At 56.6% G+C, this 13,565-nt stretch carries 13 protein-coding genes, 2 tRNA genes and 1 rRNA gene; 4 read left to right on the top strand and 12 right to left on the bottom strand.

Annotation, left to right across the window (positions count from 1 at the left end):
- Window positions 1-34: 34 nt before the first annotated feature.
- Complete coding sequence (trmL, locus tag DD597_RS18975; RefSeq protein WP_003860178.1) at window positions 35-508, top strand: tRNA (uridine(34)/cytosine(34)/5-carboxymethylaminomethyluridine(34)-2'-O)-methyltransferase TrmL; 474 nt, start codon at window positions 35-37, stop codon at window positions 506-508.
- A 38-nt stretch (window positions 509-546) separates the two neighbouring features.
- Here trmL and ilvC read toward each other — a convergent pair whose 3' ends face one another.
- Window positions 547-2,022 carry a ketol-acid reductoisomerase gene (ilvC, locus tag DD597_RS18970; protein WP_006808634.1) on the bottom strand — a complete coding sequence of 492 codons (1,476 nt, stop codon included), beginning with the start codon at window positions 2,020-2,022 and terminating at the stop codon, window positions 547-549.
- A gap of 281 nt (window positions 2,023-2,303) precedes the next feature.
- On the opposite strand from ilvC, the gene ilvY reads away from it, so the two are divergent.
- The gene (ilvY, locus tag DD597_RS18965; protein WP_129256506.1) at window positions 2,304-3,194 is read left to right on the top strand and encodes an HTH-type transcriptional activator IlvY; all 891 of its coding nucleotides are present in this window, start codon (window positions 2,304-2,306) and stop codon (window positions 3,192-3,194) included.
- On the opposite strand, the gene ilvA is transcribed toward ilvY, so the two are convergent.
- The 7 genes from ilvA to ilvL all read right to left on the bottom strand — a co-directional run bounded on the left by ilvA (window position 3,191) and on the right by ilvL (window position 9,741).
- Complete coding sequence (gene ilvA / locus DD597_RS18960) at window positions 3,191-4,735, bottom strand: threonine ammonia-lyase, biosynthetic (protein ID WP_032660750.1); 1,545 nt, start codon at window positions 4,733-4,735, stop codon at window positions 3,191-3,193. The genes ilvY and ilvA overlap by 4 nt on opposite strands.
- A 2-nt stretch (window positions 4,736-4,737) precedes the next feature.
- Window positions 4,738-6,588: a dihydroxy-acid dehydratase gene (gene ilvD, locus DD597_RS18955; protein WP_008501574.1), complete on the bottom strand. Its 1,851-nt coding sequence runs from the start codon at window positions 6,586-6,588 to the stop codon at window positions 4,738-4,740.
- 60 nt (window positions 6,589-6,648) lie between these two features.
- Window positions 6,649-7,578, bottom strand: coding sequence for a branched-chain-amino-acid transaminase (ilvE, locus tag DD597_RS18950; protein WP_003860182.1), 930 nt, complete (start codon window positions 7,576-7,578; stop codon window positions 6,649-6,651).
- A gap of 18 nt (window positions 7,579-7,596) precedes the next feature.
- Window positions 7,597-7,860 carry an acetolactate synthase 2 small subunit gene (gene ilvM / locus DD597_RS18945; protein ID WP_003860184.1) on the bottom strand — a complete coding sequence of 88 codons (264 nt, stop codon included), beginning with the start codon at window positions 7,858-7,860 and terminating at the stop codon, window positions 7,597-7,599.
- Window positions 7,857-9,503, bottom strand: coding sequence for an acetolactate synthase 2 catalytic subunit (gene ilvG, locus DD597_RS18940; protein WP_032660756.1), 1,647 nt, complete (start codon window positions 9,501-9,503; stop codon window positions 7,857-7,859). Before ilvG ends, ilvM begins: the two co-directional genes overlap by 4 nt.
- A 2-nt stretch (window positions 9,504-9,505) precedes the next feature.
- Window positions 9,506-9,556, bottom strand: coding sequence for a peptide IlvX (gene ilvX, locus DD597_RS25055; RefSeq protein WP_192930497.1), 51 nt, complete (start codon window positions 9,554-9,556; stop codon window positions 9,506-9,508).
- An 86-nt stretch (window positions 9,557-9,642) separates the two neighbouring features.
- Window positions 9,643-9,741 carry an ilv operon leader peptide gene (gene ilvL, locus DD597_RS18935; RefSeq protein WP_001311244.1) on the bottom strand — a complete coding sequence of 33 codons (99 nt, stop codon included), beginning with the start codon at window positions 9,739-9,741 and terminating at the stop codon, window positions 9,643-9,645.
- Between the two features lie 341 nt (window positions 9,742-10,082).
- Here ilvL and DD597_RS18930 point away from each other — a divergent pair, with 341 nt between their 5' ends.
- Complete coding sequence (locus DD597_RS18930; protein WP_045895495.1) at window positions 10,083-11,603, top strand: YifB family Mg chelatase-like AAA ATPase; 1,521 nt, start codon at window positions 10,083-10,085, stop codon at window positions 11,601-11,603.
- A gap of 28 nt (window positions 11,604-11,631) precedes the next feature.
- Here the strand turns inward: DD597_RS18930 and DD597_RS18925 are convergent, their stop codons facing one another.
- On the bottom strand, window positions 11,632-11,970 hold the full coding sequence (locus DD597_RS18925) for a DUF413 domain-containing protein (RefSeq protein WP_006808641.1): 339 nt from the start codon (window positions 11,968-11,970) through the stop codon (window positions 11,632-11,634).
- A 118-nt stretch (window positions 11,971-12,088) separates the two neighbouring features.
- On the opposite strand from DD597_RS18925, the gene hdfR reads away from it, so the two are divergent.
- On the top strand, window positions 12,089-12,910 hold the full coding sequence (gene hdfR / locus DD597_RS18920; protein ID WP_003860190.1) for an HTH-type transcriptional regulator HdfR: 822 nt from the start codon (window positions 12,089-12,091) through the stop codon (window positions 12,908-12,910).
- A 100-nt stretch (window positions 12,911-13,010) separates the two neighbouring features.
- Here the strand turns inward: hdfR and DD597_RS18915 are convergent.
- From DD597_RS18915 to rrf, 3 genes are all read right to left on the bottom strand, one after another.
- Window positions 13,011-13,086: transfer RNA gene (locus DD597_RS18915), tRNA-Trp, on the bottom strand.
- A gap of 52 nt (window positions 13,087-13,138) precedes the next feature.
- Window positions 13,139-13,215 (bottom strand) — tRNA-Asp (locus DD597_RS18910).
- 55 nt (window positions 13,216-13,270) lie between these two features.
- Window positions 13,271-13,386 (bottom strand): 5S ribosomal RNA (rrf, locus tag DD597_RS18905).
- Window positions 13,387-13,565: the final 179 nt, after the last annotated feature.

The raw sequence follows: 13,565 nt of genomic DNA, 5'->3' as shown, positions 1-13,565 counted from the left end.
TCTGCTATTCTGCCCCCGCAATTAAGGGGGCAGCATGCTTAACATCGTCTTATTCGAACCAGAAATTCCGCCGAACACCGGCAATATTATCCGCCTGTGCGCCAACACCGGTTTTCGTCTGCACATCATTGAGCCGATGGGCTTTACGTGGGACGACAAACGTCTGCGCCGCGCGGGGCTGGACTACCATGAGTTTACCGCCGTCGTTCGTCATCACGATTACGCCGCGTTTCTGGGATCCGAAAAACCACAGCGCATGTTCGCCCTGACCACCAAAGGCACGCCAGCGCACAGCGCCGTAAGCTATCAGGACGGGGATTATCTGATGTTTGGTCCGGAAACCCGCGGCCTGCCGGCCACCATTCTGGATGCCCTGCCAGCCGAGCAGAAAATTCGTATTCCGATGATGCCGGACAGCCGCAGCATGAACCTGTCGAATGCGGTGTCGGTGGTGGTGTATGAGGCGTGGCGCCAGCTGGGTTATCCCGGCGCGATACTGCGTAGCTAAAACAGTTCGGGTGGCTTGCGCCACCCGATTCATCGTGTTTAGCCTGCTACCGCGATACGTTTCATATCGGTCATGTAGCCACGCAGTTTCTGGCCCACTTTCTCGATTTCGTGGCTGCGAATCGCTTCGTTAACGTCACGCAGCTGCGCGTTATCAACCGCACCTTCCGCAATCGCCTGGCCCAGATCGCCCGCTTGCAGGGTGGTCATGAACTCTTTCAGCAGCGGTACGCAGGCGTAAGAGAACAGGTAGTTACCGTACTCGGCGGTATCGGAGATCACCACGTTCATCTCATACAGACGCTTACGGGCGATGGTGTTTGCGATCAGCGGCAGCTCGTGCAGCGATTCGTAGTACGCAGACTCTTCAATGATGCCGGAATCCACCATAGTTTCGAACGCCAGCTCAACGCCTGCTTTCACCATCGCAATCATCAGGACGCCTTTATCGAAGTACTCCTGCTCGGTGATCTTGCCGTCGTACTGTGGTGCGGTTTCGAACGCGGTTTTACCGGTCTCTTCACGCCAGGTCAGCAGTTTCTTATCGTCGTTCGCCCAGTCTGCCATCATGCCGGAGGAGAACTCGCCGGAGATGATGTCGTCCATATGTTTCTGGAACAGTGGCGCCATGATGGTTTTCAGCTGTTCAGAGAGTGCGAACGCGCGCAGTTTTGCCGGGTTGGACAGACGGTCCATCATCAGCGTAATGCCGCCCTGCTTCAGCGCTTCGGTGATGGTTTCCCAGCCGAACTGAATCAGTTTTTCCGCGTATGCCGGGTCGGTGCCTTCTTCCACCAGCTTGTCGAAGCACAGCAGAGAGCCAGCCTGGAGCATGCCGCACAGGATAGTCTGCTCGCCCATCAGGTCAGATTTCACTTCCGCAACGAAGGAAGATTCCAGTACGCCCGCACGATGGCCGCCGGTGGCCGCTGCCCAGGCTTTGGCAATCGCCATGCCTTCGCCTTTCGGATCGTTTTCCGGGTGAACGGCGATCAGCGTCGGTACGCCGAAGCCACGTTTGTACTCTTCACGCACTTCGGTGCCCGGGCACTTCGGTGCCACCATCACCACGGTGATGTCTTTACGGATCTGCTCGCCCACTTCAACGATGTTGAAGCCGTGGGAGTAACCCAGCGCGGCGCCGTCTTTCATCAGCGGCTGTACGGAACGCACAACGTCAGAGTGCTGCTTGTCCGGCGTCAGGTTCACCACCAGATCCGCCTGCGGGATCAGCTCTTCGTAGGTGCCCACTTTGAAGCCGTTTTCGGTCGCTTTACGCCATGAAGCGCGCTTCTCGGCAATCGCTTCTTTGCGCAGGGCGTAGGAGATATCCAGCCCGGAGTCACGCATGTTCAGGCCCTGGTTCAGACCCTGTGCGCCACAGCCGACAATGACCACTTTTTTACCCTGAAGGTAGCTCGCGCCATCAGCAAATTCATCGCGCGCCATGAAGCGGCATTTGCCCAGCTGCGCCAGCTGCTGGCGCAAGTTCAGTGTATTAAAGTAGTTAGCCATGGGTGATACCTCGTGATGTTGTGTTGTTTATTACTCTATGGATTTCACGTTTTAGGAAGGCGTCAAGTCTGCGAACCCCCAGGAGCTTACTCTAGTAAGTGACTGGGGTGAGTTGACGCAGACAACGCACCTACAACGTGAAAGACGACGAGTAATTTATTGTTCGGTTCGCCTTTCAGCGACAATGTACCCACATTACAACAGGAAATTTATTGCGGAAATTGATATATTCACAACGTCACATTGCAATTTATGCAATGTAAAAAGAGGGAGTGGAATCGGTGGATTTACGCGATCTGAAAATGTTCCTGCACCTGGCGGAAAGCCGTCACTTTGGCCGCAGCGCCCGGGCGATGCACGTCAGCCCCTCCACGCTGTCGCGCCAGATCCAGCGCCTTGAGGAAGACCTCGGCCAGCCGCTGTTCGTGCGCGATAACCGCACCGTCACCCTCACGGAAGCCGGCGAAGAGCTGCGCATCTTTGCCCAGCAAACCTTGTTGCAGTATCAGCAGCTGCGGCACACCATCGACCAGCAGGGGCCGTCGCTTTCCGGCGAGCTGCATATTTTCTGTTCCGTGACCGCTGCCTACAGCCATCTTCCCCCCATTCTTGACCGCTTCCGCGCGGAACATCCGTCGGTTGAAATTAAGCTCACCACCGGCGATGCCGCCGACGCGATGGAAAAAGTGGTAACGGGCGAAGCGGATCTGGCGATTGCCGGAAAACCTGAAACGCTGCCGGGGGCGGTGGCGTTCTCGATGCTGGAGAATCTGGCGGTAGTGCTGATTGCCCCGGCGCTGCCCTGCCCGGTGCGCAACCAGGTTTCGGTGGAGAAACCGGACTGGTCCACGGTGCCGTTTATCATGGCCGATCAGGGGCCGGTGCGCCGCCGCATTGAGCTGTGGTTCCGCCGCCAGAAGATCAGTAACCCGTCGATTTACGCCACGGTCGGCGGCCATGAGGCGATGGTGTCGATGGTGGCGCTTGGCTGCGGCGTGGCGCTGCTGCCGGAAGTGGTGCTGGAAAACAGCCCGGAACCGGTGCGCAACCGCGTGTTGATTCTGGAGCGCAGCGACGAGAAGACGCCGTTTGAGCTGGGCGTGTGCGCACAAAAAAAGCGGCTGCATGAGCCGCTTATTGATGCGTTCTGGACGATATTGCCGAACCACTAGCCAGCCAGAAAGAACCTGAAAGCCGGGTTATGGGTTTCGTCATGACATTCATAGCCCAGCTCGTTCAGGCGCGTTTCGAAATCCGGCTCGTGCTCGCCCAGTTCGAACGCCGCCAGCACGCGGCCATAGTCGGTGCCGTGGCTGCGGTAGTGGAACAGAGAGATGTTCCAGTGCGTGCCGAGCGTGTGCAGGAACTTGAGCAACGCGCCCGGTGATTCCGGGAACTCGAAGCTGAACAGGCGTTCCTGGAGCGGCTTGGAAGGACGGCCGCCGACCATGTAACGCACGTGCAGCTTCGCCATCTCATCGTCAGAGAGATCGACCACGCTGTAGCCGCCGTCGTGCAGCAGGCTGAGGATCTCTTTGCGCTCCTCCACGCCACGGCTCAGACGCACGCCGACAAAAATGCAGGCATCTTTGGCGTCGGCAAAGCGGTAGTTGAACTCCGTTACCGAACGGCCGCCCAGCAGCTGGCAGAACTTCAGGAAGCTGCCCTTCTCTTCCGGAATGGTCACCGCCAGCAGGGCTTCACGCTGCTCGCCCAGCTCACAGCGTTCGGACACGTAGCGCAGGCCGTGGAAGTTCACATTAGCGCCGGAAAGCACGTGCGCCAGACGTTCGCCGCGAATGTTGTGCTGGGCGATGTATTTCTTCATCCCCGCCAGCGCCAGCGCGCCGGACGGTTCCGCCACCGCACGCACATCCTCGAAGAGATCTTTCATCGCCGCGCAGATAGCGTCGCTATCAACCGTGACGATATCGTCGAGATACTCCTGGCACAGACGGAACGTTTCGTCGCCAATGCGCTTCACCGCCACGCCCTCGGCGAACAGCCCGACGCGCGGCAGATCCACAGGATGTCCGGCGTCCAGCGCCGCCTTCAGGCAGGCAGAGTCTTCCGCTTCAACCGCAATCACTTTGATCTGCGGCATCAGCTGTTTGATCAGCACCGCCACACCTGCGGCTAAGCCACCGCCGCCCACCGGGACGAAAACGCGGTCGAGATGGGCGTCCTGCTGCAACAGCTCCAGCGCCAGCGTACCCTGCCCGGCAATCACCATCGGGTGGTCGAACGGCGGCACCCAGGTGAAGCCCTGCTGCTGCGCCAGCTCAATCGCTTTGGCTTTGGCTTCGTCAAAGTTAGCGCCGTGAAGCAGCACTTCTCCGCCGAATCCGCGCACCGCGTCGACCTTGATATCGGCGGTAGCAACCGGCATCACGATCAGCGCCTTAAGCCCCAGACGGGCAGACGAGAACGCGACGCCCTGGGCGTGGTTGCCCGCCGACGCGGTAATCACGCCGCGCGCTTTTTGCTCGTCGGTCAGCCCGGCCATCATCGCGTAGGCTCCGCGCAGCTTGAAGCTGTGCACCGGCTGCCTGTCTTCACGCTTCACCAGAATGACGTTGTCGAGGCGCGAAGAGAGTTTTTCCATTTTTTGCAGGGGCGTGACCTGCACGGCTTCATAGACCGGCGCGCGTAGCACCGCTCTCAGGTATTCCGCCCCCTCAGGGGCGGCGGATAAGGGTTGTGACTCGGCCATCGTTAGCCCCCCAGTTTAGATTTATCGCGCACCGCGCCTTTATCTGCACTGGTTGCAAGGCTCGCGTAGGCGCGCAGGGCGAAGGAGACTTCGCGCTGGCGATCTTTCGGCGTCCAGGCTTTGTCGCCGCGGGCTTCCTGCGCTTCACGACGGGCCGCAATCTCCTGGTCGCTCAACTTCAGCTGAATGCCGCGGTTTGGAATGTCGATTTCAATCAGATCGCCATCTTCGATGATCGCGATATTGCCGCCGCTTGCCGCTTCCGGGGAGACGTGGCCGATGGAGAGACCAGACGTGCCGCCGGAGAAACGACCATCGGTGATCAGCGCGCAGGCTTTGCCGAGGCCCATCGATTTCAGGAAGGTGGTCGGGTAGAGCATCTCCTGCATGCCGGGACCGCCTTTCGGTCCTTCGTAGCGAATGACCACCACGTCGCCTTCTACCACTTTGCCACCGAGGATGGCGTCTACCGCTTCGTCCTGGCTTTCATACACTTTTGCCGGACCGGTGAATTTCAGGATGCTGTCGTCCACGCCAGCGGTTTTCACGATACAGCCATTTTCCGCAAAGTTACCGTACAGCACGGCCAGGCCGCCGTCTTTGCTATAGGCATGTTCCAGCGAGCGAATGCATCCTTCGGCGCGATCGTCATCAAGCGTGTCCCAACGGCAATCCTGCGAGAACGCCTGGGTGGTACGGATGCCCGCCGGACCGGCGCGATACATGTTTTTCACCGCGTCGTCTTTGGTCAGCATCACGTCGTACTGCTCCAGCGACTCCGGCAGCGTCAGGCCGAGCACGTTTTTCACGTCGCGGTTAAGCAGCCCGGCGCGATCCAGCTCGCCGAGAATACCAATCACGCCACCCGCACGGTGGACATCTTCCATGTGGTACTTCTGGGTACTCGGCGCGACTTTACACAGCTGCGGCACTTTGCGGGAGAGCTTGTCGATGTCGCTCATGGTGAAGTCGATTTCAGCTTCCTGCGCGGCGGCCAGCAGGTGCAGAACGGTGTTGGTGGAACCGCCCATGGCGATATCCAGCGTCATGGCATTTTCGAACGCCGCTTTACTGGCGATGTTGCGCGGCAGCGCGCTGGCATCGTCCTGCTCGTAGTAGCGTTTGGTCAGCTCAACGATGCGCTTGCCCGCGTTAAGGAACAGCTGCTTACGGTCGGCGTGGGTCGCCAGCAGCGAGCCGTTGCCCGGCTGAGACAGGCCCAGCGCTTCGGTCAGGCAGTTCATGGAGTTGGCGGTGAACATCCCGGAACAGGAGCCGCAGGTCGGGCACGCGGAGCGTTCCACCTGGTCGCTCTGCTCGTCAGAGACTTTCGGGTCCGCGCCCTGGATCATCGCATCGACCAGGTCGAGCTTGATGATTTTGTCGGAAAGCTTGGTTTTCCCCGCTTCCATCGGGCCGCCGGAAACGAAGATCACCGGAATGTTCAGACGCAGGGAGGCCATCAGCATCCCCGGGGTGATTTTGTCGCAGTTGGAGATACAGACCATCGCATCGGCGCAGTGGGCGTTAACCATATACTCCACCGAGTCGGCGATCAGCTCGCGCGACGGCAGCGAATAGAGCATCCCCCCGTGGCCCATTGCGATACCGTCATCCACCGCAATGGTGTTGAACTCTTTCGCCACGCCGCCGGAGGCTTCGATTTGCTCGGCAACCAGCTTACCGAGATCGCGCAGGTGCACGTGGCCCGGCACAAACTGGGTGAAGGAGTTCACCACGGCGATAATTGGCTTGCCGAAATCGGCGTCGGTCATTCCGGTGGCGCGCCACAGCGCGCGGGCACCGGCCATGTTACGGCCGTGGGTGGTGGTGGCTGAACGATACTTAGGCATGCTTTATTTACTCCCGTCTGACTATTTAATGGGACGGTGCGTGCCGTCCCAAATTTATATTTAGTGATTAACCTGATCCAACCAGCCGTATTTATCTTCTGTCTCGCCGGTGAAGAGGCCAAAGAACGCTTGCTGAATGCGTTTGGTCACCGGGCCACAGCGGCCTTCGCCCACCTGAATGCCATCGACGCTACGCACCGGCGTAATTTCAGCCGCGGTACCGGACATAAACACTTCGTCAGCCAGGTACAGGGATTCGCGGGACAGCACCTGCTCGCGCACTTCGATACCCAGATCTTTTGCCAGCTTGATGATGGCGTCACGGGTGATGCCTGGCAGCGCGGACGAGGTAAACGGCGGGGTGAACAGAATGCCGTCTTTTACTTCAAACAGGTTTTCGCCCGCACCTTCGGAGATGTAGCCATTCACATCCAGCGCGATACCTTCCTGGTAACCGTGACGGCGCGCTTCGCTGCCGACCAGCAGTGAGGACAGGTAGTTACCGCCCGCTTTAGCCGCAGTCGGGATAGTGTTTGGCGCCACGCGGTTCCAGGAAGAAACCATTGCGTCGATCCCCTGATCCAGTGCTTCCGCGCCCAGGTAGGCGCCCCACGGGAACGCAGCAATAATCACATCGGTGTTATAGCCAGCGGGCGGGTTGACGCCCATGCCGACATCACCCACGAAGACCAGCGGACGAATATAGGCGCTGGTCAGTTTGTTCTGGCGAATCACCTCGCGGCAGGCTTCCATCAACTCATCAACGCTTTGGGAGACCGGGAAACGATAAATTTTGGCTGAGTCATGCAGACGCTGCATGTGTTCACGGTGGCGGAACACCACTGGTCCTTTGTGAGAGTCGTAGCAACGGATCCCTTCAAACACGGAGGTGCCGTAGTGCAGCGCGTGGGACATCACGTGAACTTTCGCGTCTTCCCAGCGAACCATCTCACCATTGAACCAAATGTAATCAGCTTTTTTTGTCGTCATTTTTTCGTCCTGTCACGCTTAAGCGCGGATTTGTTGTGATGTGGTTGTGCTCTGGCAGATGGCAACATGGGCAACGTCTACCAGTTTTGATAACTGACTAAACAGTAAGTCGACCGGCCGCGGGCTGGCAACGGTTAATTCGATACTGATGTTCTGTGCGTCGGTAGCCGTTTCCATATTCATAGAGCAAATCTGAAAGCCACGGTGGCGAACCACGCGCAAAACGCGTTCTAATGTTTCCGGGTTGAAGCGAGCCTGCACGGCGACCTGATGTTGCATCATGATAATTTCTCCAGCATTTGTGAGTTACTGGCACCGGGCGGTACCAACGGCCAGACGTTCTCAAGCTCATCGATTGAGACATGAAGCAGGTATGGCCCTTCGCTTGACAGCATGGTGTCGAGTGCCGCTTCAACCTGGTCTTTACGGGTGATGTGCTGGCCAGGAATGCCGAAGGCGCTGGCCAGGGTGAGGAAATCGGGGTTATCGGTCAGGGTGGTTTCACTGTAACGTTCCTGGAAGAACAGCTGTTGCCACTGGCGAACCATCCCTAAACGCTGGTTATCGAGCAACACGATCTTCAACGGTAACTGCTTGCGCTTCACGGTGCCGAGCTCCTGAACGTTCATCATGAAGGAGCCGTCACCGGAGATACAGATAACGGTATCGTTCGGGCGGGCAACCTGTGCACCAACGGCGGCTGGCAGACCGAAGCCCATCGTCCCTAACCCGCTGGACGTGATGAAGTTTTCCGGACGGGTGTAGGTCATGTGCTGGGCAGACCACATCTGATGCTGGCCGACATCGGTCGTCACCACGCTGTCGGCGGGCTTACGGTCGGACAACTGCTTCAACAGCAGCGGCGCGTAGATGGCCTCGCCGGGGTGGTCGTAACGCCAGGCGTGTTCAGCGCGCATATCGGCGGTGTGCTGACGCCATGGGTTAATATCCAGCGGCTGCTCCAGGGCCGGTAACAGCGCGTTAAGATCGCCCTGCAACGCGACATGCGCCTGACGCAGTTTGTTCATCTCCGCCGGGTCGATGTCCATATGGATCACTTTGGCGTTTGGCGCGAAGGTGTTCAGCTTGCCGGTGACGCGGTCGTCAAAACGCGCGCCGACGGCGATGAGCAGGTCACACTCCTGCACCGCCAGGTTTGCCGCTTTGGTACCATGCATCCCCAGCATGCCCAGATAGTAGGGGTAATCAGCATCTACCGCACCCAACCCTTTCAGCGTGCAGGTGGCAGGCATTTGCGTTGCCGCGATAAATTCGCGCAGGGCAGGAACCGCCTGCGCCATACCTACGCCACCACCAACGTACAGCATCGGTTGTTTGGCCTGCACCATCATCTGACGCGCCTCTTCCACCTCTGCATGCGGGAATGCATCATCGCTTTTCACGGTAGAGAAATGCGGTTCCAGATCGCCGAGTGCAACCTGGATATCTTTCGGGATATCAACCAGAACCGGGCCAGGACGGCCAGAGCTGGCAACCTCGAACGCTTCGGCCATCACCCGCGGCAGCTCTTCAAGAGACTGAACGAGGAAGCTGTGTTTGGTGCAGGCCAGCGATAAACCGAGCACATCCACTTCCTGGAAGGCATCGGTGCCGATGAACGGAGAGGCAACCTGTCCGGTGATGGCAACAACGGGAACAGAATCCAGCAGTGCATCAGCAAGACCGGTGATCAGGTTCGTTGCGCCCGGACCTGAGGTCGCCATACAGACACCGGTTTTACCGGTGGCACGGGCATAACCGATGGCGGCCATCGCTGCGCCCTGCTCGTGTCGGCACAACAGGTGCTCCACGCCGCCGTCATACAGTGCATCGTAAATCGGCATAATTGCGCCACCCGGATAACCGAATACTGTCTCGACTCCCTGCGCGCGCAACGCATGTACTACCCACTGTGCCCCATTCATAGTTAGTTCCCCGTCATAAATCGGGAGAAACAGAATTTTGTGCTACTTGTCATTCTCTGCTCCTCATTTACGTTTTTTAGTCATAAAAAAACCCCCGGACCTTTCGGTGCGGGGGTCTTAGTTCGTTAAGGCTTGATTTCTAAGCCTTTCCTCGTCCAAGTGCAGCCCCGCACGGTGGGATAATAATCACCACCACGCTAATCACGACCAGGCTAATCACTCGTAGAAGGGCTGTCATTTTCAGTTCTTTTTGCATCTAGTTCGAAGGAATACCTAAAGAGTTACCACAGATATTTCATCTGACACAAGATTTTTTTATGACCTATTTCTGTAGCAGGCGAACTATTTCTTTCAAAATCGTTGTTTTATATAGGGAAAAAATAGAAATGAAGATTTTTCATTTTTTTTGTCCTGTTTCATCAGGCAAGGCGCGCATGATTCCTTTTCTGCGAGGCCGATTCCACCGACATGTAATGATTACATTTAGGCGCTAAAAGGCTGGAACGAGCACCGTAATTCAGTGAATTAGCGCTAAACAGGAAAAAATGATGCTGGCATAGTCACCGCCAAGGAGGGCTTATGTCACTGTCAGTTGTTTATACACGCGCGGCCATCGGCGTGAAGGCACCGCTTATTTCTGTAGAGGTTCATTTAAGTAATGGACTGCCCGGACTGACGCTGGTCGGCTTACCAGAAACGACCGTTAAAGAGGCGAGGGATCGCGTGCGCAGCGCAATTATTAATAGCGGTTATGCTTTTCCGGCGAAGAAGATCACCATCAACCTTGCGCCCGCCGATTTGCCAAAGGAGGGAGGGCGATATGATTTACCTATTGCTATAGCGCTTCTCGCGGCTTCTGAACAGCTCAATACGCCAGGGCTAAGCTCGTGCGAGTTCGTGGGTGAATTAGCGCTTACAGGCGCGTTAAGAGGCGTTCCCGGAGCAATCTCGGGTGCGCTTGAAGCCATACGCGCGGGAAGACAAATCATTGTGGCCAATGAAAATGCCTCTGAAGTAAGCCTTATCGCCGAAAAGGGATGTCTTGTCGCGGGACATTTGCAGGAGGTTTGCGCCTGGCTGGAAGGCCGACACGAGCTTGCCGAGCCGCAGGAGAATGACGAGGTGGCGCCAGATTCGCCCGAGGATCTCAGCGATATTATGGGTCAGGAACAGGGTAAACGAGCGTTAGAGATAACGGCCGCGGGTGGGCATAACCTGTTACTGATAGGTCCGCCAGGCACGGGGAAAACGATGCTGGCGAGCAGATTGAACGGCCTGTTGCCACCCCTCAATAATCACGAAGCGCTGGAAAGCGCCGCGATATTTAGCCTGGTCAGTTCTACGTCGCTGCATAAACAGTGGCGCCGCCGTCCTTTCCGCTCTCCACACCACAGTGCGTCTCTTACCGCGATGGTGGGCGGGGGTTCGATCCCCGGTCCGGGTGAAATCTCACTGGCGCACAACGGCATTCTCTTCCTGGATGAATTGCCAGAGTTTGAACGCCGAGTGCTGGATGCATTGCGGGAGCCGATTGAATCCGGCGAAATCCATCTGTCTCGTACACGGGCCAAAATAAGCTACCCTGCGCAGTTTCAGCTGGTCGCCGCGATGAACCCTAGCCCTACGGGTCATTATCAGGGCAATCATAACCGCTGTACGCCGGAGCAGACGCTGCGCTATCTGAGTAAGCTGTCCGGCCCCTTCCTCGACCGTTTTGATTTATCTCTCGAGATCCCCCTGCCCCCGCCCGGTCTGCTGAGGCAAACCGGTATCAAAGGCGAAAGCTCAGCAGCTGTGCGTGAACGGGTTATTGCGGCGCAGGCGCGGCAGTATGCTCGTCAGAACAGGCTGAATGCCCGGCTGGATAACAGCGGGATCCGACAGTTTTGTTCTCTCAACGCTGAAGATGCAGGCTGGCTGGAAGAGACACTGACGCGGTTTGGGCTATCCATTCGCGCGTGGCAGCGTTTGTTGAAAGTTGCGCGCACGGTCGCCGACGTGGAGGGCTGCCCCGGAATAGAGAGGCGGCATTTGCAGGAGGCATTAAGTTACCGTGCGATCGATCGGCTGCTGTTGCATCTGCAAAAAATGCTGGCGTAAAAAAAAGGGGCCGTAGCCCCTTCTCTTCTTAATCGTCAGACTCGGTGTAGTCTTCTGCACCTTCCATCTGCGGCTTGCCGCCAGACAGCGTATGGAAACGCTTAGGACGCTTAATGCGAGCCATATACTTGATCCATACACGTTCTGCATCAGATTGCGGCTCACGCTCACCACGGCAAACAGAGACAAACTGTTTTTCATCTTCGGTTGCCGGTTCACGTTTACCCAGATCCAGCTCGTTAAAGGCATAACCATGGCGCTCAAGAAGTTGAGCTTCTTTGATAGTGAAATCGCCGTGACGAGAGAACCCGCGCGGATAATGTTTATTGTCGAAAAAACGATTAGTCGTCGTAAAGCTTTCCGCCATCCTACACGCTCCTAATTCTTTGGCCGAGCTATTTATGGCGCGGAGTATTAGTTACGCTTGACAGAGTGTAAAACAAAACATTTAAATCATAACGACAAATAATTTTGCGGAGAAAGATGTGGATACGGAATTGCTAAAAACTTTCCTCGAAGTGAGCAGAACGCGACACTTTGGGCGAGCAGCTGAAGCCCTCTACCTGACGCAGTCAGCAGTCAGTTTTCGTATTCGACAGCTGGAAAATCAACTGGGTGTGAACCTTTTTACCCGCCATCGCAACAATATTCGTTTAACCCCGGCCGGTGAAAAGCTATTGCCTTATGCAGAAACCCTGATGAATACCTGGCAGGCAGCGCGGAAGGAGGTTGCGCACACCTCCCGGCATAATGAATTCTCGATCGGTGCCAGCGCTTCACTATGGGAATGCATGCTCAGCCAGTGGCTTATGCGGCTATATCGCTCACACAACCATCTGCAATTTGAGGCGAGGATTGCGCAACGCCAGTCGCTGGTTAAGCAACTCCACGAGCGGCAGCTTGATCTCCTGATCACCACAGAAGCGCCCAAGATGGACGAATTTAGCAGCCAGATTGTTGGACAGTTTAGCCTGGCGCTCTATGCATCCGAGCCTGCAATGATGAAGGCCGACCTGAATTATTTACGCCTGGAATGGGGGCCTGATTTTCAGCAGCACGAGACGGGGTTAATTGCCAGCGATGATATCCCGCAACTCACGACAAGCTCTGCGGAGATCGCATGCCAGCATCTTCCCGCATTGAAAGGCTGTACATGGTTACCTGTTCGCTGGGCGGATAATAAACCCGCACTCCATGTTGTCACCGATTCGACAACTCTCTCCAGGCCGCTGTATGCCATTTGGCTGCAAAACAGCGATAAGCAGTCGCAGATAAAAGATCTGTTAAAAACCAGCATACTGGATTAACGCAAAAGCCTGCGGAAACGCAGGCTGCTTATTCTTCAGGAAGGTGTTGAGCTGTTTTGCAGGCAAAAAAAAATCCTTTGCCGAAGCAAAGGATTCTATATGGCAGGGGCGGAGAGACTCGAACTCGCGACACCCGGTTTTGGAGACCGGTGCTCTACCAACTGAGCTACGCCCCTAAAGTTTTTGCCATTAAGCCTGCCGAAAGGGCAGGCTTAATGTCTTAATAAGTGGCGGAACGGACGGGACTCGAACCCGCGACCCCCTGCGTGACAGGCAGGTATTCTAACCGACTGAACTACCGCTCCACCGAATACTTCTGTAACCACCGGATTAATGCACCGGCTTACTACTTAATTTGATGCCTGGCAGTTCCCTACTCTCACATGGGGAGACCCCACACTACCATCGGCGCTACGGCGTTTCACTTCTGAGTTCGGCATGGGGTCAGGTGGGACCACCGCGCTAAAGCCGCCAGGCAAATTCTTGTGCTCTGTCCTGTGTCTTTCGCACTGATACTGCGTTGGCTGCTCTCGTAAAGTCAGTCACATACCTCAGTATGCTCCTTCCTTTCCTTCGTTTGCCGCCTTGTCTCAGCGCAAAATCCTTCGGACTCTGAATCTAAGCTGAAAATTTCGTCTCTTCGCCAAAACACCTT

The organism is Enterobacter cloacae complex sp. 677-3DZ2D5B, assembly GCF_004136695.1.
GTDB lineage: Bacteria > Pseudomonadota > Gammaproteobacteria > Enterobacterales > Enterobacteriaceae > Enterobacter > Enterobacter hormaechei_C.
Note: the sequence above shows the minus strand (reverse complement) of the source record. Positions and strands in the feature narration are given on the sequence as shown.